15 protein-coding genes and 3 tRNA genes are annotated in these 21190 nt (G+C 57.6%); 10 read left to right on the top strand and 8 right to left on the bottom strand.

What is annotated here, in order from left to right:
• Window positions 1-36 precede the first annotated feature (36 nt).
• The 3 genes from ACTQXI_RS01155 (at window position 37) to ACTQXI_RS01145 (ending at window position 330) form a co-directional block, all read left to right on the top strand.
• Window positions 37-113 (top strand) — tRNA-His (locus tag ACTQXI_RS01155).
• Between the two features lie 22 nt (window positions 114-135).
• Window positions 136-211: transfer RNA gene (locus ACTQXI_RS01150), tRNA-Lys, on the top strand.
• A gap of 43 nt (window positions 212-254) precedes the next feature.
• Window positions 255-330: transfer RNA gene (locus tag ACTQXI_RS01145), tRNA-Lys, on the top strand.
• 671 nt (window positions 331-1001) lie between these two features.
• Here the strand turns inward: ACTQXI_RS01145 and ACTQXI_RS01140 are convergent.
• The 3 genes from ACTQXI_RS01140 to ACTQXI_RS01130 all read right to left on the bottom strand — a co-directional run bounded on the left by ACTQXI_RS01140 (window position 1002) and on the right by ACTQXI_RS01130 (window position 4777).
• Complete coding sequence (locus tag ACTQXI_RS01140; protein WP_441048154.1) at window positions 1002-2528, bottom strand: FAD-dependent oxidoreductase; 1527 nt, start codon at window positions 2526-2528, stop codon at window positions 1002-1004.
• A 491-nt stretch (window positions 2529-3019) separates the two neighbouring features.
• Window positions 3020-4024, bottom strand: a complete 1005-nt coding sequence (locus ACTQXI_RS01135; RefSeq protein ID WP_154518278.1) for a GGGtGRT protein — start codon at window positions 4022-4024, stop codon at window positions 3020-3022.
• Between the two features lie 18 nt (window positions 4025-4042).
• Entirely contained in the window at window positions 4043-4777 is a 735-nt protein-coding gene (locus tag ACTQXI_RS01130) for an iron-sulfur cluster assembly scaffold protein (RefSeq protein WP_006235554.1), read from the bottom strand.
• A gap of 403 nt (window positions 4778-5180) precedes the next feature.
• Between ACTQXI_RS01130 and ACTQXI_RS01125 the strand changes: the two genes are divergently transcribed.
• Entirely contained in the window at window positions 5181-5993 is an 813-nt protein-coding gene (locus ACTQXI_RS01125; protein WP_441548144.1) for a transposase, read from the top strand.
• 633 nt (window positions 5994-6626) lie between these two features.
• Here ACTQXI_RS01125 and sufU read toward each other — a convergent pair.
• The 5 genes from sufU to sufC are packed head-to-tail and all read right to left on the bottom strand — an operon-like array spanning window position 6627 to window position 11980.
• Window positions 6627-7061 (bottom strand): Fe-S cluster assembly sulfur transfer protein SufU, encoded by a 435-nt coding sequence (sufU, locus tag ACTQXI_RS01120; RefSeq protein WP_427718807.1) that lies wholly within the window; start codon window positions 7059-7061, stop codon window positions 6627-6629.
• Window positions 7054-8379, bottom strand: a complete 1326-nt coding sequence (locus ACTQXI_RS01115) for an aminotransferase class V-fold PLP-dependent enzyme (RefSeq protein ID WP_441048151.1) — start codon at window positions 8377-8379, stop codon at window positions 7054-7056. The genes sufU and ACTQXI_RS01115 overlap by 8 nt, the downstream gene beginning before the upstream one ends.
• Window positions 8376-9755, bottom strand: coding sequence for a SufB/SufD family protein (locus tag ACTQXI_RS01110; RefSeq protein WP_441048150.1), 1380 nt, complete (start codon window positions 9753-9755; stop codon window positions 8376-8378). The genes ACTQXI_RS01115 and ACTQXI_RS01110 overlap by 4 nt, the downstream gene beginning before the upstream one ends.
• On the bottom strand, window positions 9755-11167 hold the full coding sequence (gene sufB / locus ACTQXI_RS01105) for a Fe-S cluster assembly protein SufB (RefSeq protein WP_427794570.1): 1413 nt from the start codon (window positions 11165-11167) through the stop codon (window positions 9755-9757). Before sufB ends, ACTQXI_RS01110 begins: the two co-directional genes overlap by 1 nt.
• A 12-nt stretch (window positions 11168-11179) precedes the next feature.
• Window positions 11180-11980 (bottom strand): Fe-S cluster assembly ATPase SufC, encoded by an 801-nt coding sequence (gene sufC / locus ACTQXI_RS01100; RefSeq protein WP_427747480.1) that lies wholly within the window; start codon window positions 11978-11980, stop codon window positions 11180-11182.
• A gap of 223 nt (window positions 11981-12203) precedes the next feature.
• Here sufC and ACTQXI_RS01095 point away from each other — a divergent pair, with 223 nt between their 5' ends.
• The 6 genes from ACTQXI_RS01095 to ACTQXI_RS01070 form a co-directional block, all read left to right on the top strand.
• Window positions 12204-12635 carry an RrF2 family transcriptional regulator gene (locus ACTQXI_RS01095; protein WP_154518293.1) on the top strand — a complete coding sequence of 144 codons (432 nt, stop codon included), beginning with the start codon at window positions 12204-12206 and terminating at the stop codon, window positions 12633-12635.
• Window positions 12636-12773: 138 nt separating this feature from the next.
• A complete protein-coding gene (locus ACTQXI_RS01090; RefSeq protein ID WP_441548143.1) occupies window positions 12774-14417 on the top strand; it encodes a hypothetical protein in 1644 nt (547 codons plus the stop codon).
• Between the two features lie 218 nt (window positions 14418-14635).
• Window positions 14636-16417, top strand: a complete 1782-nt coding sequence (locus ACTQXI_RS01085) for an AAA family ATPase (RefSeq protein ID WP_441548142.1) — start codon at window positions 14636-14638, stop codon at window positions 16415-16417.
• 86 nt (window positions 16418-16503) lie between these two features.
• On the top strand, window positions 16504-17634 hold the full coding sequence (locus ACTQXI_RS01080) for a glycosyltransferase (RefSeq protein WP_441548141.1): 1131 nt from the start codon (window positions 16504-16506) through the stop codon (window positions 17632-17634).
• Between the two features lie 26 nt (window positions 17635-17660).
• Window positions 17661-18884, top strand: coding sequence for a glycosyltransferase family 4 protein (locus tag ACTQXI_RS01075; protein WP_441548140.1), 1224 nt, complete (start codon window positions 17661-17663; stop codon window positions 18882-18884).
• 305 nt (window positions 18885-19189) lie between these two features.
• Window positions 19190-21190: N-acetylmuramoyl-L-alanine amidase (locus ACTQXI_RS01070; RefSeq protein ID WP_441548139.1), on the top strand; the 2001-nt coding region annotated here is incomplete at its 3' end.

Below are 21190 nucleotides of genomic sequence, written 5' to 3'. Positions count from 1 at the left end.
TGCAATAATAGTCGAGCGCGAAGCGCACAGGACACGGTGGGTGTAGCTCAGTTGGCTAGAGCGACGGGTTGTGGTCCCGTAGGTCGAGGGTTCGAGTCCCTTTACCCACCCCAGTTCTTGCTTCGTGTTGATATCGGGTCGTTAGCTCAGTTGGTAGAGCAGGGGACTCTTAATCCCAAGGTCCAGGGTTCGACCCCCTGACGGCCCACCACACGATATCTCCTCTAAAGTCCGCTACTACGGACTTTAGCTTTGGGTCGTTAGCTCAGTTGGTAGAGCAGGGGACTCTTAATCCCAAGGTCCAGGGTTCGACCCCCTGACGGCCCACCAAAGCATGTTAAGGCGGTCAGCGAAAGTTGGCCGTCTTTTTTGTTGACCTTGCATGGGGTCGAACCCGAAAGGGCGCGGAGCTGAGGAAATGCGTAAGCATTTACCAGCGCAGCGCGCAAGGCGCGAAGCGCCGCAGCGGCCGCCTGCGTAGCAGGCTGACCCCCTGACGGCCCACCAAAGCATGTTAAAGCGACTGGCTTAGGCTGGTCGCTTTTTTGTTGACCTCGCATGGGGTCGAACCCGAAAGGGCGCGGAGCTGAGGAAATGCGTAAACATTTACCAGCGCAGCGCGCAAGGCGCGAAGCGCCGCAGCGGCCGCCTGCGCAGCAGGCTGACCCCCTGACAGCCCACCAAAGCATGTTAAGACGGTCAGCGAAAGTTGGCCGTCTTTTTTGTTGACCTCGCATGGGGTCGAACCCGAAAGGGCACAGACGCTTTACAAGTCGAGCCTGCCCTGGGGGTCGGTGAATCCGTCTGTGCCCTCCTTGAGTTTTTTCTCGTCTGCTTTCACGCGACGTTCGAGCTTCTTTGTATCCTCGGCAGGCGGTAGATTCTCGGGGACAATTCCACGGTCGATGAGGCTGCCACGTACAATGGACCCCGTGCCACCTCGAGCTCACGGGGCCCATAGATATCGATTAGTTGTGTTCTGCTTTAGATGAGTGTCCAGTTTAGTCCGCTCGATAGTGCGATCCGAGGCTTTCGGTTCGCTTGCGCATGGCTTTGACCATTTCCTGTGCTAGTTGAATCTGCGATTGCAGGCGGGCGAGGGCTGCGATTTCGCTGTCCTGAGCTTTCTGTGTGCTGAAGGTCGTTGCCTCCGTCTTCAAGCCCTCAAGCTCTTGCAGCGCCTTGGATAGGCCCCCTTCGGTGCGGTTGATCATGCAATAGGTACTCATCGTGTGCTTAAGGCCGCGGGTCAGGCGCTCGGCGTCTGTTGTGGCAATGCCATGCTGGGGGAGGGCGACATCCGCCTTTGGGGCCACCTCAGGTGCATTCTGTGCTGCTTGGGCTGCCGAGGCGCCCGCGATGCGCCCAAACACGATGCCGTTGGCGCTTGACAGGCCACCAATGCGATCGGCCCCGTGCATGCCGCCTGTCGCCTCGCCGCAGGCATAGAGGCCCTCAACGCCCGTGTACGCGGTCTTGTCGATTTTGATGCCGCCATTGGCGGCGTGGGCATACATCGCCACACGCATCTCGTCGGTCGGCGCGATGCCGTGCTCGTCTTGTAGCCAGGTGGCAAAGGTCTGCACAAACTCGGGGACGTCCTCGCGGGGGAAATCGTAGTGGAGCGCCAGACCTTCGGCACCCGTTTGATCGATGGCAAGATCGATGGCGCGGGAGGCCAAGCGCGAAGTGAAGGGGCCATATCCGGAGCGTTGCTCAAGTAGATCGTCCAGCTTGTCGTCGGCGATATCGACCGGCTGGTCTACATGTACGTAGCGCCAGGTCTTCTCGTTAAAGACAAGGTTGCGCTTGGGCTCGATGAAGCCCGGCATCATCTGCATGAACTCTATATTAGTGAGCGTTGCGCCGTGTGCCAGCGCGATGGCCTGCGAGGAGCTGAGCACGTCGGCGGAAGTGAGACTGCGCTCGAACAGGCCACCCGTGCCGCCTGCAGCGATGATAGTGGCCTTAGCTGCCATAGGCACGAGATGCCCGTTTGTGCGGTCGTAGAGTACGGCGCCGATAATCTTTCCGGTCGTGTCCTCAACAAGGTCGATTAGCTCGTGGCGGGGGAACAGGCGAATGCCGAGAGACTTGATCTGGGCCGTACACGCGTCCTCAAGGGGCTTGCGGGTGAGGCCGCGCCAATTGCGTGTCTTATGGTCAAAGCAGGGGATAAATTGCTTTTGCTGGGCGCTCTCGGCGCTTTGCGGGCGTTGGAGCTCAACACCTAGATCCTGCTCGAGCCATTGGATGGCCTGGGGAATACCGTGGACGAACGTCTGGACGAGCGTAGGGTCGGCGACACCGCCGCCGACGCCTTGGATGGTGTCGATGAGGTCCTGCTCGTCGTCTTCGTTAACGGGACCGATGAGACCTAGGCCCCAGGTGCCCGGGAAAAAGCTCGATCCGCTCATGGTCTTGCCGGCGCTTGCGACGGCAACGGTTGCGCCCGCGCGCGCCGCTTCTATGGCGGCACAAAGGCCCGCAATGCCAGATCCTATTACCAGTACATCAGTCGATTCCATGGGATTCCTTTCTCGTCCGGCGCATTTTCGCATGGGTGATCGACTAATGCGACGCAAAGGCCGCGCTATTCGGTAAAGGGCGAATATGGCAGGTGGACGTCATACGCATTCGCTGGCTTCGTCTCCGGGCATCTCGTATTTCGCTGCAACTGATATATCGGACATCTATTTTGGATTAGTCAATTTGAGACGGGGCTTTACGAGCTGTCCTGCGCCTCGGGTCGATCCGCTCGCCACGAAATGGGCCTATCTACTACGTTTGAGCGGTCACCCCCAACCATACCGAGAATTACAAAAATAAAACCGCAGGTAGACGGCTTATTGATTTTCAAAAAACCCGGCTATGGTCGAGCTGCGCGGGTTAAACGTGGTAGATGGGCCGTTTTCGTGGAGCAATCCAAAGCGATTGGCTGTTTTGGAATAAAAAAGAGCCGCTATCCGGGTGGATAGCGGCTCCGAAGCTCAACTATATGAGCATCGCGCGGGCGCGATTAGGCCTTGAGGGCCTCCTCGACGGCGACAGCGCAGGCGACGGTGGCACCGACCATGGGGTTGTTGCCCATGCCGATGAGACCCATCATGTCGACGTGCGCAGGCACGGAGGAAGAACCGGCGAACTGGGCGTCGGAGTGCATGCGGCCCATGGTGTCGGTCATGCCGTAAGAGGCAGGGCCGGCGCCCATGTTGTCCGGGTGCAGGGTACGGCCAGTGCCGCCACCAGAGGCGACGGAGAAGTACTTCTTGCCAGCCTCGATGCGCTCCTTCTTGTAGGTGCCAGCGACGGGGTGCTGGAAGCGCGTGGGGTTGGTGGAGTTGCCGGTGATCGAGATGTCGACGTTCTCGTGCCACATGATGGCAACGCCCTCACGGACGTCGTCGGAGCCGTAGCAGTTAACGGCAGCACGGGGACCATCGGAGTAGGGGATGGTCTCGACGACCTTGAGCTCGCCCGTGTAGTAGTCGAACTGGGTCTTCACGTAGGTGAAGCCGTTGATGCGGGCGATGATCTGGGCGGCGTCCTTGCCCAGACCGTTGAGGATAACGCGCAGCGGCTTCTTACGAGCCTTGTTGGCGTTCAGAGCCAGGCCGATAGCGCCCTCAGCGGCAGCGAAGGACTCGTGGCCGGCCAGGAAGGCGAAGCACTCGGTGTCGTCGGAGAGCAGCATAGCGCCCAGGTTGCCGTGGCCCAGACCGACCTTGCGGTCCTCGGCGACGGAGCCGGGAACGGTGAAGGCCTGGATGCCCTCGCCGATGATGGCGGCAGCCTCAGAAGCGTTCTTGGCGCCACGCTTGACAGCGAGAGCGCAGCCGAGGGTGTAGGCCCACTCAGCGTTCTGGAAGGCGATGGACTGGGTGTTGTTGACGATCTCACGCGGGTTGAAGCCCTTGTCGGTGCAGATCTGCAGAGCTTCCTCGAGGGAGGCGATGCCGTTGTCGGCGAGGCACTTGTTGATCTTGTCAGCGCGGCGCTCGTAACCTTCGAACGTAACAGTCATAGTTATTTCCCTCCCTTTCTACTCGTGAACCGGGAACACGCTGGCGACGGAGTGAGTCTCCTCGTCGGTGCGCGGGTCGATGTACTTGGCAGCGTTCTCCCACTGACCATAGTGGCCCATGGCGCCAGCGATGGCCTCCTCGGGGGTCTTGCCGGCCTTGACGGCGTCGGTGAACTTGCCGAGGTTCAGGAACTCGAACGCGATGATCTCGTTCTTGTCGTTGAGAGCCATGCGGGTGACGTAGCCCTGAGCGAGCTCGAGGTAACGAGCGCCCTTGGCCTTGGTGCCGAACATGGTGCCGACCTGAGAGCGAAGGCCCTTGCCGAGGTCGTCGAGGGAGGCGCCCACGGGCAGGCCGCCCTCGGAGAACGCGGTCTGGCTGCGGCCGTAAACGATCTGCAGGAAGATCTCGCGCATAGCAACGTTGATGGCGTCGCAGACGAGGTCGGTGTTGAGGGCCTCGAGGATGGTCTTGCCGGGAAGGATCTCGGAAGCCATGGCAGCAGAGTGGGTCATGCCCGAGCAGCCGATGGTCTCAACGAGGGCCTCCTCGATGATGCCGTCCTTGACGTTCAGCGTGAGCTTGCAGGCGCCCTGCTGAGGTGCGCACCAACCCACACCGTGCGTAAGACCGGAGATGTCGGAAATCTCCTTAGCCTGGACCCACTTGCCCTCCTCGGGGATGGGTGCGGGGCCGTGGTATGCACCCTTGGCAACGGGGCACATGTTCTCCACTTCCTGTGAGTACTGCATGCCTCTCCTCTCTATCGTGTTGGCGTCCCGTCTGGAGGTCGTGGCTGGTGATTGCCGGGCGACCCTTCGAAAGGGACATGACATGCAGCCCCTATAATACCGCGAAATGCACGGAATATTCGGCGAACGGCGCAGTTTTCGTAACGAGAAGCGCGGAACTTTCAATTGAAACGATTTAACAAGGTGGTTTGCGGTTATGCGTTACGTTTTAGGGGGTCAGCTTTGGTCAAGTATTTGGTTAGTTCTTGCCCCTGTTGCGGTGTCTAGCCTGTGGTTATGATGCCTTTCGCCGTCGGTTTGCCGCCTTTTACCGTCGACGGGTGCCATTTTGCGTGAATGTTTTGATGGCACGTTTCAATCGTGATGTATTGGATGGTAAGCAGGTCCCGGCGAAGGGAGCGCCATGCAGCGTGTTTGGAAAACGATCACCGGTTTTTACCATGTCTGTGCCCGCGGTATGGGCAGTCAGCTGATCTTTGAGAGCGACGAGGACCGGTGGGAGTTTTTGGAGCTGATGCGCGACTGCTGCCGCGATGCCCAGGTAACGATTGTGGCGTGGTGCCTCATGGGCGACCACGTGGATCTGGTACTTTTGGATTATGAGGACAACATGAGTGCAGCCATGCAACGCCTGCTGTTGACGTATGCTCGTCGGTTCAATAAGCGTACCGGGCGATCGGGCTGCCTGTTCCGGGAACGTTTTGAGCGCCGCTCGCTCGATACCGACCGACAGGTGATGGAGGCTGTTCGCTCCGTTCACGCCAATCCGCAGGATGCGGGCATCAACCTAATTGAGCGTTATCCCTGGAGCAGCTTTGCGGAGCATCTGCGCGTTTACGACGGTGACGAGGCAGATGCTACGAGGGTATTTTCCGATCCTTCTTGCGTGCTTGAGCTTTTTGGTTCGGCTAAGGCCTTTATTGCCTATTCGCTTTCGACGCCCGACGGCGGCGATCCGGCGATGCGCGATTTGGTAGAGATGGAGTTGGAGCGGCGCGCCTTTGCCGACGAGTTGGCGAAGGGATGCGGGGTTGCGCTCCAGGGGGTTAAAGCGGCGCCGCCGGCGCAGCGTAATATCGTTATTCTTGGATTGCGCGATGCTGGTTTTACGGTGCGCCAGATTGAGCGGTATACGGGGATAAGCAAAAGTACCGCTTCTCGTATTGTGCGCGCCCGTGCTCGAACGGCGGTGCGGACTGATGACAGCCTGGGATAGGGCTGTCTGCCCACTGGGACCATCATTCTAAATGCTTGGACGTTAGCTACACTTCTAAATATGCATAGAATGATTGCCGTCTTGCATAAAACAATAGCTCAGTCCGGTTTTGCCCGTACCTACCCCCGTCCACGCCGTGCAAAAAGCGGAGTTTTCAGCATCGTAGTGCTGTCGGAACTGCTATAACCTTGCAACTTGCGGGCCCCGAGACAATTATTTGTCTGCCAATACGCCCCGAAGCACGCGTTTGCGTCCCCGTAGACCGTAATGCCTGTTCTAAAACGCAATATATACGCGCCCGAAGGCGCTAATTGATGCTCGTGATTTGTATGCACATAGCTTGGCGTGCTGAAAACTCGCAAAAATGCACGCCGCACCCTATGGGACCCGTCTGCGGCAGGCAGGAGGCGAGCCGGAGCCTAGTAGGACGGTGCCTGGCGCTTTGCTCGGCGTGCCCCGTGGCCCTGTGGCAAGCCTTTGGTACTGTGAAAAACGCTTGTGCTTGCGGTTGGCCGTGCGATAAATGACAGATTGGGCGCCGGAAGCGTGGCTGCGCGTGCGCTCGTTATGAAAAAGCCGAGCCGCCCGTATCGGGCGGCTCGGCAATCAAAAACCTTGGATTCGGGGCATCCGTTACTGGTTAGCCTGACCCTCGAGCATGCCGTCGAGGGTGCGCCAGGCGAGCTCGGCGCATTTGACGCGGGCGGGCATGTGTGAGATGTCCTGGAGCTGAGCAGCCTCGTCCAAGTCTTCCAAGTCTTCCTCGGAGAGCTCCTCGCCGCGGATCATGGCGAGGAAAAGCCCTGCCAGACGACGAGCCTCCTCGACCGTTTCGCCCGTGATGAGGTCGGCCATGATGTCGGCGCTGGCCTGGCTGATGGCGCAGCCGTGCCCGGTAAACGAGGCCTCCTCGATCACATCGTTCTCGACACGCAGCTGCAGGGTGAGCTCATCGCCGCAGCTGGGGTTGATGCCGTCGTGTTCGTGCGTGGGCGCATCCATCTCGTACTTGTAGTCGGGGTGGGAGTTGTGCTCCATAAACGTGGTGGAGGTGTACAGATTACCCATTGAACGTGCTCCAAACGTGATGCAGGCCGGCGATGAACTTATCGATATCGGCCTTGTCGTTGTAGAAGGCCACGCTGGCGCGGCAGCAGGCAAGGTTCTCGACGCCCAGCCAGGTGAGCAGCGGCTGCGCGCAGTGGTGACCGGCACGGATGCAGACGCCGTCCATGTCCATGATGCTCGCGACGTCGTGAGGGTGGATGCCCTTGACGTTAAAGCTGACGACCCCGTGGTGGTTGTCCCAATAGATGGAGCCGATGATCTGGACAAAGTCGAGCTGCATGAGCTCGCCCATCAGGTAGTGGACGAGTGCCTGCTCTCGTGCCTGGATGTTTTCGTAGCCCACCGTATTGACCAGGTAATCAAGCGCCGCGCCCGTGGCGAAGATGCCGGCGGCGTTCTGCGTACCGGCCTCGAACTTCTCGGGGACGGGCGCCCAGACGGCGTCCTGCTCGGTGACCGAATCGATCATCTCGCCACCGGTAAGCATGGGCGGCATGGCGTTGAGCAGATCCATCTTGCCCCACAGCACGCCGATGCCCATGGGGCCCATGGCCTTGTGCGCGCTAAAGGCAAAGAAGTCGGCGCCCAGATCGGCCACGTTGACCGGCATGTGCGGCAGCGACTGCGCGCCGTCGACGACCAGATAGCCGCCGTGCTTGTGCACGAGCTTGCCGAGATTCTTGACCGGGTTCTCGACGCCCAGCACGTTAGAGATCTGACCCACGGCCAAGATCTTGGTCTTGGGGCCCACCTTGGATAGAACCTCCTCGGTTGTGAGCTGACCGGTCTTGGTGGGGTAGAGGTAGACGAGCTTGGCGCCGGTCTCGCGGCAGACCTGCTGCCACGGAATCAGGTTGGAGTGGTGCTCCATGATGGTGATGACGACCTCGTCACCGGGTTCGAGCACCGTGGGCGCAAAGCTCTTGGCGACCAGGTTGAGCGACTCGCTCGTGTTGCGGGTGAAGACGATCTCGTTGGCCTGGGAGGCGCCGATGAGGTCGGCGATCTGCTGGCGGACCTTGGCGATGGCCTCGGTGGCCTCGACGGACAGCGAGTACAGGCCGCGCAGGGGGTTGGCGTTCATACGCTGGTAGAAGTCACGCTCGGCGTCGAGCACGCAGGCGGGGCGCTGCGCGGTGGCGGCGCTATCGAGGAAGGCGATCTCGGGGTGCTGCTGGAACAGCGGGAACTGCGCCTTGTAGGGATTGGTCTCGATGTCGACGGTAGGCCAGCCGCGCGAGGCCTCGTCGCTGGCGTCGAACTCCATGGGCTCGGGGGCAGTACAGGTATCGCATTTAACGTGCTCGGTGTCGATCATGCGAGCTCCTCCTCAAAGTTATCGATCAGGTTGTTGCCCAAGCGGACGACGGCGGCGCGGATGCGCTCGTCGGCGGCGGAAAGTGCGGCGTCCTCCAGCTTGGCACGGATGAACAGGTCCTCGGCGGCATTTTGGTCAAGGCCGCGGCAGGCGAGGTAGAACAGCTGCTCGTCGCGGACGTGGCCGATGGTGGCGCCATGGTTGCCGGCGACGTCGTCCTCGTCGCAGAGGATGACGGGAACGGTCTTGTTGTCGACGCCCTTGTTGGCCAAGAGCACCGTCTCGCGCTCGGTGCCGACGGCACCCTTGCAGCCGTGCACGAGGTCGATGGTGCCGCGGTAGACCTTCTTGGACGTGCCGGTCAGTACACCGTTGGCATCGATTTCGCACTCGGTCTTGCGGCCGCGGTGACGAAGTTCGTAGTTAAAGTCGCGCACCTGCTGGCGGGCGCCCAGGTAATCGGTATCGATCGTCACCTTGGCGGTGTCGCCCAGCAGGTCGCCGGCAAGGCCGGTGGCGCTGGCGCCGGCACCCAGTACGGTGTGCTGCACGTTGACGCGTGCGCCTTCGTCCAGGAACAGGCCGGTGTCGTCGAGCGTGATCCAGCTGTCGTCGAGCGTCTGCGTACAGGCAACGTTGACGGTGGCGTACTCGTGGGCGCACACACGCAGCACGGAGCCCACGACGCCTTCGCCGGTAACGGGGGAGTCCAGGGCGATCTGCAGGTTGAGCGTTGCCTGCGGACGGGCGACGACATCGATGGCGGCGATGGCAGCGGCGGCGTCGACGCCGCTCACGCGCACGGTGACCGTGGCACGGCCGTAGGCGGGCACATCGATGACGATGCGCTTGGTGGCGTGGTCGGCCAGATAGGTGTAGGCGGCCTCGCCCATGCCGGTCTCGAAGGCCTCGGCGGGGGAGAGCTCCTCCTCGAGCTTGATGGCGCCGGCCTGGTAGACGGAAGTGGCAGGCACGTCGAGCTCGGTCTCGGGTGTGATGCGGGCGCGATCGGCGGCGTCGCCGGGGGCGGAGGCGCGGCGCTCGGGGAAGCGCTCGGCCATGGCGTCCATGGCGGTGTCGAAGGCGTCGCCCGCACCATGGATCTGCTCGTCCAGGCCTTCGACCTCAACGGCCTCGGCAGGAGCGGCAGCAAGTTCGTCCGAAAGCTCGAGCTTGGTTTGGTTCATCTTGAGCCAACCCCATGTGGCAGCCGGCATCGCGTTGACGCCCCCGATCTCCTGCAGCACGCCGTCTCGGGGCTCCGACCCTCCTCGCGTACCTTTAGTACGCGTCGTCGGGCTCGTCGCTCCCGATACGTCGCACTGCAGAAGCTCGGATGACGTAAATGCGTTCGGCGTGTTGGTGGTCTGTTTCATTATCCGATCGCTCCTTCCATCTCGAGCTTGATCAGGTTGTTCATCTCGACGGCGTACTCCAGCGGCAGCTCCTTGGAGACCGGGTTGGCAAAGCCGTTGACGATCATGGTGCGGGCCTCTTCCTCCGAGATGCCGCGGCTCATCAGATAGAACACCTTGTCGTCGCCAATGCGGCCGATGGTGGCCTCGTGGCCGATGTCGACGTTCTTGGCGCGGATGTCCATGGCGGGGATGGTGTCGGAGCGGCTCTGGTCGTCGAGCATGAGCGACTGACAGCTCACGGTTGCCTTGGAGCCCTCGGCCTTGGGCGTGGCCACGATGGAGCTGCGGAAGGTCTGGATGCCACCGCTCTTGGAGATGCCCTTGGTCTCGACGGTCGCCGAGGTCTCGGGCGCGTTGAGTACGACTTTGCAGCCGGTATCGAGGTTCTGGCCGGCGCCGGCAAAGGTGATGCCGGTAAAGCTCGAGCGGGCGCGGCGGCCGTTGAGCACGCTCATGGGGTAGAGGTAGCCCACGTGGCTGCCGAAGGAGCCGCTGATCCACTCGATGTCGCCGTCCTCATCCACGCGCGCACGCTTGGTGTTGAGGTTGTACATGTTCTTGGACCAGTTCTCGATGGTCGAATAGCGCAGGTGCGCACGCTTGCCCACAAAGAGCTCCACAGCGCCGGCGTGGAGGTTGGCCACGTTGTACTTGGGCGCGGAGCAGCCCTCGATAAAGTGCAGGTCGGCGTCGTCCTCGACGATGATGAGCGTGTGCTCAAACTGGCCGGCGCCCTTGGCGTTGAGGCGGAAGTAGCTCTGCAGCGGAAAATCGAGCTTGGTGCCCTTGGGCACGTAGACAAACGAGCCGCCCGACCACACGGCGCCGTGCAGGGCCGCAAACTTGTGGTCGGTGGGCGGGATGAGCGTCATAAACTTCTCGTGGATGAGCGGCTCCCACCGCGGGTCGTGCAGGGCCTCCTCGATGCCGGAGTAGACGATGCCCATCTTGGACGCGGTGTCCTGCATGTTGTGGTAGACGAGCTCGGAGTCGTACTGCGCGCCGACGCCCGCCAGGTAGCTGCGCTCGGCCTCGGGGATGCCCAGGCGCTCAAAGGTGTTCTTGATGTCGTCGGGCACCGACTCCCAGTCGTGCTTTTGGTCGGTGTTGGGCTTGACGTAGGTGACGATGTTGTCCATGTCCAGGCCCTCGATGGAGGGGCCCCACGTCGGGTCGGGAAAACGGTTGAAAATCTCGAGGGACTTGAGGCGCAGGTCGAGCATCCACTGCGGCTCGTCCTTCTTGGCGCTGATCTCGCGCACGATGTCGGGCGTGATGCCGGCGTCGAGGCGCTCGAATCCCTCCTCGCCATAGGTGAAGTCGTAGAGGCTGCGGTCGATGTCCGCGACCTCGGTGCGGTTCTTGGTCATTGCGTCGCCCCTTTACGCCTGCTGCTCGGCAGCGACGGCCTCGGCCTGGGCGCGCTGCTCGGCAGCCTCGCGCTCGAAGGCCTCAAAGCCGTTCTTGTCGATCCAGGGGATCAGCGAGGCGTCGTCCTCGCGCACGATGTGGCCCTTGACCATAACGTGGACGCGGTCGACATCCAGGTGCTCCAGGATGCGCGTGTTGTGCGTGATGATGAGCATGGAACCGTTGCAGCTCTTGCGGTAGGCGTCCATGCCGTGGCTGACGGTGGACAGGGCGTCGACGTCCAGGCCGGAGTCGGTCTCGTCCAGGATGGCGAGTTTGGGCTGCAGCAGCAGAAGCTGGAGCATCTCGACCTTCTTTTTCTCGCCGCCCGAGAAGCCTACGCCCAGCTCACGGTTGAGGTAAGCGGTATCCATGTTGAGCTCGGCCGCGAGCTCCTTGACGCGACGGCGGAATTCCTTGCCCTTCATCTCCAGGCCGGGGCGGCCGGCGATGCTGGCGCGCAAAAAGCTCGACAGCGGCACGCCCGGGATCTCGACCGGAGCCTGGAAGCTCAGGAACAGGCCGGCGCGCGAACGCTTGTCGGTGGTGAGCTCGGTGATGTCTTGGCCGTCAAAGACGATGCGGCCGTTCTGCACGGTGTAGACGGGGTCGCCCATGACCAGGTGGCCGAGGGTGGACTTGCCGGCGCCGTTGGGCCCCATCAGCACATGGGTCTCGCCGGCGGCGACGTTGAGGTTGACGTTGTGGAGGATGGTCTTCTCGTCCACGGAGGCGGTCAGACCTTCGATGGAAAGCAGCGGATTTGCGCTCATGCTGTCCCTCTCTGTATATGGTGTACTCATAGGTGTACTAAACCCTAGGAATCTTCTCGGAATAAAGTTACTATGGGTTCGGCGTTAGTCAAGGGAAAACCCGACTAATCCACTCGACTTTTCAGATGTGGGACATAATAATCGGGATCGTCTGTCCCACACGCTTGGCATCTGGGGCAAACTCTGCTGATGATTTTGTCTCAAGCGCACCGGGAGGGTAGGTATGCTCATTTCTTCTAAGGGCCGCTATGCCCTCCGTTTGATGATTTATATCGCGGCGCTCGGTGACGCCGAGGGCAAAATCGCCCTGCGCGAGATTGCCGACCGTGAGCATATTTCGCAAAAGTATTTGGAGCAGCTGGTCCGTCCGCTTATGAAGGCGGGCCTGCTCAAGAGTGTGCGCGGTAAGGGCGGCGGCTACATGATGGCCGTGGATCCGGCCGAGGTGCGAGCCGGCGATATACTGCGCGCCGTCGAGGGCAGCACGGCGCCCGTCGCATGCGATGGCATCGATAACAACTGCACTCGCAGCGATCTGTGCTCTACTGTGAAGTTCTGGCGCGGTCTGGACGACGTGATTGAAAAGTACGTCGACGGCGTGACGTTGGCCGACTTGGCGGCCGTGCCCGAGATTAACTTCGATATCAAGCTGTAACTCGAGCGCAATTCCTCAAGATTTCGCGGAGGGCGTTACCGTTTGTCGAGTTGCTGTTGTACGACATCGGTCTTGCTGCGATACTTAAATCTATCTTTGCAAACTGCACTTTAACTACACCAATGCAAGGAGGATCTTATGCAGCCCAAGCATTCTGCGATTGTTGCCGGATTGACGCTGGCGCTTTCGTTTGGCGCCGTTGCCGCGCCCGCGCCCGCTGCTGCGGATGAGCCCACGCCGGGCGTTGCCTCGGATGCCACCGATATCGATAAGGGCCTTTATACCCAGCAGTCTTTTTCGGGCGTGCTGAGGTCGGTCCAAGGCGTCTCGTTTGTCAATGTGACCAGCGAGATGAAGTACTTTACCAAGTATGAGAGCCACGGCAACTATAACCAGGGCTTTTCGTACGGCGATGGTTACAACGCGCTCGGTTACTACCAGTTCGACCGACGCTGGTCGCTCGTCCCGTTTATGAAGCAGGTCTATAACTACGATTCTGCCAAGTACGGCATGCTTAAGTCTGTAATTGACCGCGGGAGCGATATCTCCAACGCAAGCAACCCCATGTATTCGAACGGCCAGCTGACAGAGCTGGGCCGCATTGCACAGGAGGCCTTCCAGGGCGCCTATAACGCCGACCCGGCTGAGTTCTCGGCGCTGCAAGATTCATATGCATACAACTCCTATTACGCGGTGACCGAGGCCTGGCTCAAGAGCGCGCTTGGTATTGATATCTCTGGCCGCGCCGATTGCGTCAAGGGCATGGTGTGGAGCATCACCAACATGTGCGGCACCTATGGCTGCCAGGACTTTTTCCGCTGGGCAAATCTTACAAACGATATGACCGACCGTGAATTTGTGACGGCGCTTTCCAGCAGCGTGGTCAATAACGTTGCCCGTAAGTACTCGAGCCAGCCGCAATATCACGAGGGCTGGAAGAACCGTTACAAGAACGAGCTTAAGGATTGCCTGGTCTATATTACCGAGGACGAGGCCGCGGCGACGCCGCCGGTCGAGCCTGAACCTGAGCCTGAGCCCGAGCCCGAGCCCGTGACTCCGGCGCCCGCCGCTCCCGTTGCTCCCTCTGGGTCTAGTGCCGATACCAATGGTGTTGACGAGGATACCGTCGATGCTCCTTCGAACGATGCCGGAGCAAGCGATGGAAATGGCGATGTCGGTTCGGCCGGCAGCGCGGGGTCTGCCTCGCCTTCGAATTCCGCAGATGCTGCGGCAGGGTCTGGTTCTTCCGCCGGTGGATCGACTGCCGGTTCGAGCGACTCGTCGACGAATGGCAAACCCTCTGCGAGCGAACAACTTGGCTCCATGTTTGGCTCCTCGCTGATGGTTGACATCAACAGCAGCTCGTCTTCCAAGAAGGATGGCTCCGACCAGGGCGCTACGGAAAAGACCGAGGATGCTAAGGGCGATTCGAAGGACGAGGGTTCTAAGGGGTCTGATTCCGACAGGGGCACGGAATCAGACGGTGCGGAATCGAAGGATCCCCGCCTTGATAAGGATGGCAAGCACACGGACGACAATGGGTCCAAGGGCCTGGTTGATGATGCCGCCGACCAGAACCAGGGTAAAACCAAGGTTGCGACTGCTTCAGCCACGACGACTGAGTCCTCTAAGGGCAGCATGCCCAAGACGGGTGACTTGATTTTGATGGCGAGCCTTGCCAGCGCGAGCTTGGCCACATTGGGCGCTACGTCTATTGTGAGCGGTAAGCATAAACTTGACCAGCAAAACAAAGACGCTGCGGAGAAAGACGCCCAAAAGTAGGCTCTCAGCGAGTGTTTTGCCTTAGGGATTGAAATAGGGGCCCGATGCGATAGCACCGGACCCCTATTTGTTGCGAATCGTTTTGTTATGCCCCCCTTTATGGAGCCACATCTGCCGTTACCCGAATCATTTGTTGAACTACAAAATTGTTATCAAGATGGTCGCTAAAATGGCATCGTTATTATAAAAGGGGAGATAAAACGGTGTCTGAACAGGCAATGTATGATATTGATAACACCTTTGACGTAAAGTTGCTCAATCCCGTCGGAAATGCTGTTCTGCCGATTGATATTCATGATTTTGCCGACGCCGCCGATCATTGTGTTTTAGTTGATAAGACCATGTTTATTGCCGATATCTTAGATTGCGAATCGACTGTGGCGCTCTGTTGTCGGCCTCATGGTTTTGGCAAGAGTATGAACCTCTCCATGCTCAAATGTTATCTGGAGCGTCCTGTGCCCGGCTCGTCTAACGTCAATCTCTTCATCGGTAGCCAAATATGGGACGCAGAAGATGGCATCTATCGTGATGAGTATGCACGCTATCCGGTCATTGCTTTGGATTTTTCTGCTTCCTCCTATCGAGGCGCCGATGCCGAGGCCGCCATGCGCGATGCCGTCGCTCGTGAGTGCGCTCGTCTGTTGCCGCTGCTGGAAGTTCCCGATTTAGCGCGCGGCGACGTGCGCCATATCGAGCGCGTAGCGCGCGGTGTTGCCGCTCCTGATGAGATCGATTCGGCTCTTGGCGTGTTAATCGAGCTCCTCCGTATGGCATGTGATGAACAGGTTGTGCTGCTGGTTGATGGGTATGACGCGGCGTTTTCGAATCATATGCAGGTGCAGGCCGCCTATGGCTCGTGCTTTATCGAGTTGCTTGACCGCCTGCTCTTTGACGGCATTGTCGCCTCGACCGATTCTTTGCGGCTGGTTTGCTTGATGGGGGAGCGACCCGGCCCCGCACGGGCGGCACTTGCGCATCGCAACTGCCCGTATTGTTTGGCTTCGCCCTTGTCGAGCTGGTGCGATCGCCGCTTTGGTTTTTCGGATGCCGAAAACAGGGCGCTGCTAGATTACACTGGCCAGAGCGACAGACTGGCTTGCGCACGCGAATGGTTCGAAGGCTACCGGTTTGGCGGGTTCTATTGTTCGAACCCGGCTCGTGTGGTTGAGTTCTTGGCTCGGGGCTGCCTGCCGCCAACCCGCTTTGATGTATGTTGCTATGCCGATTGTCTGAACGAGACTGTGGGCGCCTGGGATTTAAGATGGCTTGCGGCAATGTTTGATTTGCTTAATCCGTATGGCTGTGTTGAGGCGCCACTGTGCTTGGACGCCGTGAAGCCTGATGCCGGGACAGCGGAAGGTATTTGGACCGATTTGTATTTGAGTGGACTCCTGACGACAGATGCGACTGATCGCCAGGCGGACGGCAGTCTGCCCCGCGCCCTGCGCCTTCCCAATAACGAGCTCCGGTATGCGATGCGTCATGTGATTATCGAATGGTTCGAGTGCGCTGCCGAGAGTGCCGAGACTATCGACGATTTCCAAGAGGGTCTTTGCCGCGGAGACGAGCGTGCAGTTAGGCGAGCTTTGGGCGTAATTATTAATGATTTGGGCGTCGATGGGGACGAGTCGGATTTGCTACTGGCTTTTCGTTTGGCACTGCAGGGTCTTTGTTTTGGGTTGCCTGGATATGCCGACCCTGTTACAAAACGAGCGCACGGTTCGGAGTTTGGGGGTTTCCAGGTGTTTCCGACCGCCAATACCTTTGATGCGGCGGATACACTTGGCATATTGGATAGCCGCCCGCTGATCTCGGTCAGCATGCTGTACGACCCCGATGTCGATGCGTTGGGCCTAGAGCTTCTGTCAGTGCAGGCATTGCTCGATATCGAACGGAGCGGTCTCGACGACATTCGCGTGCCACGTCCTGCTGTGGGCCGCATGCGCTGGGGGTTTGGCTTTGATGGAAAGCATGTGTCCGTAGTATGCCAGCGGCTGTAGGGGCGGGCGTATGAGCAGTTTTTTAGCGGTTAATACCGCTGTGCTAGGATTAAACAGTTCTGATTTGCGTTCCCAAAGGGGTTTAAGTGCCGAGCAATTTGCATTCTGATGAGCGTATAGAGGTCTCAGTTATTGTTCCGTGTTTTAATACGGCACAGTATCTCGATCAGTGCCTGACGAGCATCGAGGCCGATGACCTTGCATCGCTTGAGGTTATTGTCCTTAATGATGGCTCGACTGATAACTCACTGGAAATCATGAGGCGCCACGAGGAAATTGATTCCCGAATTCGCGTTATTGATAAGCCGAACCAGGGGTATGGTGCTACGGTCAATCGGGGAATTGAGGAGTCTCGAGGTGCGTACATTGCCATTGTCGAGCCCGATGATTACCTTAAGCCTGGTATGTATACAAGACTGATGGACCTTGCCCATGCATACGGAGAGCCCGATGTTGTGAAGTCGGCATATTGGCGTGTGTGTATGCCCGGTACTCCACAGGAGAACGTATGTCACTGCGCCTATTACAAGCGAATTAATACAAAGATGCAGCCGTTTACGTTGCGGGATAATCCTCGTCTGATCCAGCATCACCCTTCCATTTGGAGTGCAATTTACAAGCGTTCTTTTTTGGACGAGTTTGGCATTCGCTTTAAAGAGGTGCCCGGTGCCGGATGGGTGGACAATCCCTTCTTGATTCAAACGCTTGCTCAGGCTCGCTCGATTGTGTATACCGATGACTCGTTTTATTGCTACCGGGAAGACCTCCCTGCGTCCTCTTCGGCTAAAAAAGCAAGCGATCTCCCTATTGTTCGCTGGAATGATATGGCCGATATCGTTGATGAACTTAGTATTTCCGACAAGGGGATTCTCGAGTCTTTCTATACCATCGGTTTTAGGTATGTTGGTGGGCTTATTGAGCAGGGGGCTTTTGAGGACCCGGCACTTAAGGCTCGCTGTGCGGCATTGTTTAAACGCATGAATCCTGAAATCGTTTCGGGCATGTTGCACATTAGCGGTGCATTTAAGCAGACATATTCCCAGCTCACCGGTGTAGTTGTTTCGGACAATAAATTGGCATATGTCGCCTATCTTGCCTCGGAGTTCGTCTATTCGTTGCGCACTAATGGTTTTGGGTTCGCTTTCTCGCGTATCGGTTTGTTTGGCAATCGCCGAGCTGCCGAAAAAGGGGAGCGCCGCGATAAAACGAGTGCCTAACAAAGCCGTGAGAGTGGATTAGTGATATGACAGACAAGAAGCGAATTGCCATTTATACGCAAGATGCCAAGCTTGGCAATGAGGTCAAGGGTGCAACGCGCTATGTATTTCTTGCAACGTTGCTGCATGAACATGGCTATGATGTCGATTTTATTACTTCGGGATTTCAGCATTGGGAAAAACGTCAACGCGACGTTGAGCATTTTGATGCCGGGACCGACGCCTATGCGATTCGATTTATTGAGGAGCCGTTTTACCCCAAGAATATGTGCCCCCAGCGTATCTGGGCGCATCACGTCGTTGCCAAGCGGGTGTCGGAGTATTTCGATGAGCATCACGACTACGATTTAATTTATTGTCAGATTCCGCCCAATGATGTGGCTAGGGAGATTGGCAAGGCAGCCCATAAGTTTAATATTCCATTTGTGGTCGATGTTAATGATCTTTGGCCTGAGGCCTTCCGTGTGGCGTTCGACGTTCCTGTTCTTTCCGATATTTTGTTCGCGCCGTTTTATCGACAGGCCAAAGCTGTATATCAGATGGCCGATGCCATTGTCGGCACTTCGGATGAGTACCGCGAGCGTGGTTTGCGTGATGCCCGAGCTGGCATTCCGAGTGAAACCGTATATGTTGGTAATCAGCTGTGCGAGTTTGATGCTGGCATTGCTGCGCATGCTTCGCAGATTGATAAGTCCGCTGGGGACATTTGGGTTTCCTATGCAGGTACGCTAAGCGCGTGCTATGACCTGGAGACATTGGTCAAGGCCATGGCGCTGGTGCAGAAAACTCACCCCGAGGCTAAGCTGCAAATCTTGGGCGATGGCTCAGAGCGCGACAATCTTAAGGCCGCAGCGCATTCTAGCGGTGCCGAGGTCGTGTTCCATGGCTATTTGCCTTATAGCCAAATGGCTGCATGGCTTTCCAAGAGCGACATTACAATCAACTCGCTGGTGGAAAAAGCCGCCCAGAGCATCGTGACCAAGATCGGTGACTATCTTGCCGCCGGAAAACCCATGGTCAATACATCGTGCAGTAAAGAGTTTAGGGCAAAGGTTGAGGCAGATGGGTTTGGCGTGAATGTGAAGCCCGGAGATGCTGAGGGAATGGCAGAGGTGCTTGTCGATCTTATTGAGGATCCGCAACGTCGTTCGCGGATGGGGGAGAGGGCACGCGCCATCGCAGAAGAGCAGTTTGATCGCCCGCATTCGTATCTCAAGACGGTGCGGTTGATTGAGGAGTTAATTGGCTAGCAAATTGACAACAATTGCGTGCGAAATAGTCAATCCAAAATGGGTTGCAATGGTATCGAGAGCATCCTCAATGTTGCCTTCGTTATGATAAGCAAATGCCATGCTCGAATACCGTTATAGCCTCCATCTTCTTCATCAATAATTGAATTTAGTTTGTTTTCAATGAAATTGCCTTAAATTCAGTTTTCGCGATGGAACTTTCGATGCCGTTTGGCGGCCATCCTGTCGCACGTTAGTCTACCTCTGCTCTGCATGCCCTATAATTCAACAAGTCTAAACATTGTTCCGAACTATTTGGGGTTTGTATGAAACGTCACCTGCGACTGCTTGTTGTATTCGTTGCAGCGTTAGTTATTGGACTCAATCCTCTGATTGGGCCGGTTGCTACCGCCTATGCAATCAATGGAGAGCTTGTTCAACAGGATTCATCTGCTGATGTCACGGATTCTGCAGACAATTCAGACTCGACTAGCGGCTCTGACTCCTCTGCCTCCGTTGAGAACCAGAGCGAGTCTGATATTCTATCTGCGGAAGAAGACAATTCTTTCGCCGTATTGGATGATGCCAGCGATGTTTCAGCAGATTCGTATCAGTATCTTTATATCGCCTACCCTCAACTGCCGGTCGGTACGAACCAGGTGATTGCTTTCGCGACCCCAAATGATTCCGATGTTATTGTTGACGCAACGCTCGAACTTGAGTCCACAACGGGTCATACCTTTTTCGTTGAATCTTCTGCAGTTAATGCCAATACAGCTGCTTTCCAGTTCGGAAAGGATTATGCCGAGTGCGGATATGATTTGATTTCGATCTCCTATCATCTGCAAGGCGATGCCACGGAGCACAGTGTCGATTTGATGCAATGCGGATATGCGTTCGACATTGATGCGAATGCCACTGTGGACGACGACCTCGTCGAAGGCAGTGTCAATTCGTCTGTCTACTATTCAGACGATTCTGGCGATGCGATTCAGGCTGCCACGATTGGCGATGCGCTTAACGCCTCAAATGGGGTGCAATCTCTCTCTCTTACCGATACTGCTGTGAACGGTGCGTATGTTATTGCTCTTGATCCTGGTCATGGCGGCGTTGATCCCGGCGCTCAAGGTAATGGGAAGAGCGAGGCAGATCTAACTTGGAAGATTGCTGTTGCCTGCAAGGCCAAACTTGAGCGATACGGCTTTAAGGTTGTGATGTCTCGAGAGCAAAGTGGATCTTACGGCAGCAACGATTATCTGTACCGCGTTCAGCGATGCGTAAAGCAGGGCGCACAAGCTTTTGTGAGCTTTCACATTAACTCTGGTAGTTCTGCGGCGCATGGTGCTGAGGTTTACGCGCCTACGGCCAATGGCACGAGCTATACCCAGGCGTCTGTTGAGCTCGCTCAGAAAGTAATGAATAACCTGCATGCTCTTGGCTTAACCTACCGTGGTGTATTCCAGATGGAGCTCGGTTATGAGTTTGCCGTTATTCGCTGTGCGCGTGAGCAAGGGATTCCGGGTATCTTGATTGAACATGGCTTCATTTCAAATGCCGGTGATGTCTGGAATTATTTTAATGATGAAGGATGCAAGCGACTTGGCGAAGCTGACGCGGATGCCATCATTTCCCAGTTCCCCAAATCAACATGGTTTAATGGCTCGCTTGAATATAAAAAATCAGGCAAAAAAATCGATATGACCTTGAAATGCTCTGGTGGAGAGCCCACAAATGCTGCGTTTAAGGTTGAATCTCCCTCGGGGCGCGTTGATTGGGTTCAAGCGTACGATCAGAAGGACCACAGCTGGAGTGCCTCCTTTGATTTTGATAGGGAATATGGCGTTTTTAAAGTCAGCGCTTACGTTACGGTGAACAATGAGACTTTTGAAGTGGATTCTAAGACGTTTGGTGACAATAAGTGCTCGCTGTCTTTCGATTTAACTGAGACTCAAGTTACCGTTAACGCTGGACAATGGGCAATAGAGCCGAATGCGGTTTCATATCAAATATTGTCCGAGGGCGGAAAGTCCCAATGGATTCCGGCTAAACGGTCTGGCGATTCTTGGATTTGTACCATCCAGTTAAATGATTTACAAGATGTCTTTGGAAAGAAGACTGTCAAAGCTTGGTGCATTCTGGATGGGGCCGAAGCGTTCTCTTGTGGCGAAGGCTCGTTTAGCGTCGCCCGGCCCGACGTGAAGCTGTCCTGCTCCGCGTCGTCGGGGTCGCTGTCGGTGAGCGCCACCGGCTTCAGCTCCCAGCCCTCCAACGCCGCCGTCCAGGTCACCGCCCCCTCCGGCGCCTGCCGCTGGTACCAGGCCGTTAGG

It is taken from the genome of Collinsella sp. LCP19S3_C9, assembly GCF_052121575.1.
Classification (GTDB): Bacteria; Actinomycetota; Coriobacteriia; order Coriobacteriales; family Coriobacteriaceae; genus Collinsella.
Note: the sequence above shows the minus strand (reverse complement) of the source record. Positions and strands in the feature narration are given on the sequence as shown.

Bases quoted from the DNA above. Each gene is read 5' to 3' on its own strand.
- ACTQXI_RS01140 (WP_441048154.1), bottom strand. From the start codon at position 2,528: ATGGAATCGACTGATGTACTGGTAATAGGATCTGGCATTGCGGGCCTT.
- ACTQXI_RS01135 (WP_154518278.1), bottom strand. From the start codon at position 4,024: ATGACTGTTACGTTCGAAGGTTACGAGCGCCGCGCTGACAAGATCAAC.
- ACTQXI_RS01130 (WP_006235554.1), bottom strand. From the start codon at position 4,777: ATGCAGTACTCACAGGAAGTGGAGAACATGTGCCCCGTTGCCAAGGGT.
- ACTQXI_RS01125 (WP_441548144.1), top strand. From the start codon at position 5,181: ATGCAGCGTGTTTGGAAAACGATCACCGGTTTTTACCATGTCTGTGCC.
- sufU (WP_427718807.1), bottom strand. From the start codon at position 7,061: ATGGGTAATCTGTACACCTCCACCACGTTTATGGAGCACAACTCCCAC.
- ACTQXI_RS01115 (WP_441048151.1), bottom strand. From the start codon at position 8,379: ATGATCGACACCGAGCACGTTAAATGCGATACCTGTACTGCCCCCGAG.
- ACTQXI_RS01110 (WP_441048150.1), bottom strand. From the start codon at position 9,755: ATGAAACAGACCACCAACACGCCGAACGCATTTACGTCATCCGAGCTT.
- sufB (WP_427794570.1), bottom strand. From the start codon at position 11,167: ATGACCAAGAACCGCACCGAGGTCGCGGACATCGACCGCAGCCTCTAC.
- sufC (WP_427747480.1), bottom strand. From the start codon at position 11,980: ATGAGCGCAAATCCGCTGCTTTCCATCGAAGGTCTGACCGCCTCCGTG.
- ACTQXI_RS01095 (WP_154518293.1), top strand. From the start codon at position 12,204: ATGCTCATTTCTTCTAAGGGCCGCTATGCCCTCCGTTTGATGATTTAT.
- ACTQXI_RS01090 (WP_441548143.1), top strand. From the start codon at position 12,774: ATGCAGCCCAAGCATTCTGCGATTGTTGCCGGATTGACGCTGGCGCTT.
- ACTQXI_RS01085 (WP_441548142.1), top strand. From the start codon at position 14,636: ATGTATGATATTGATAACACCTTTGACGTAAAGTTGCTCAATCCCGTC.
- ACTQXI_RS01075 (WP_441548140.1), top strand. From the start codon at position 17,661: ATGACAGACAAGAAGCGAATTGCCATTTATACGCAAGATGCCAAGCTT.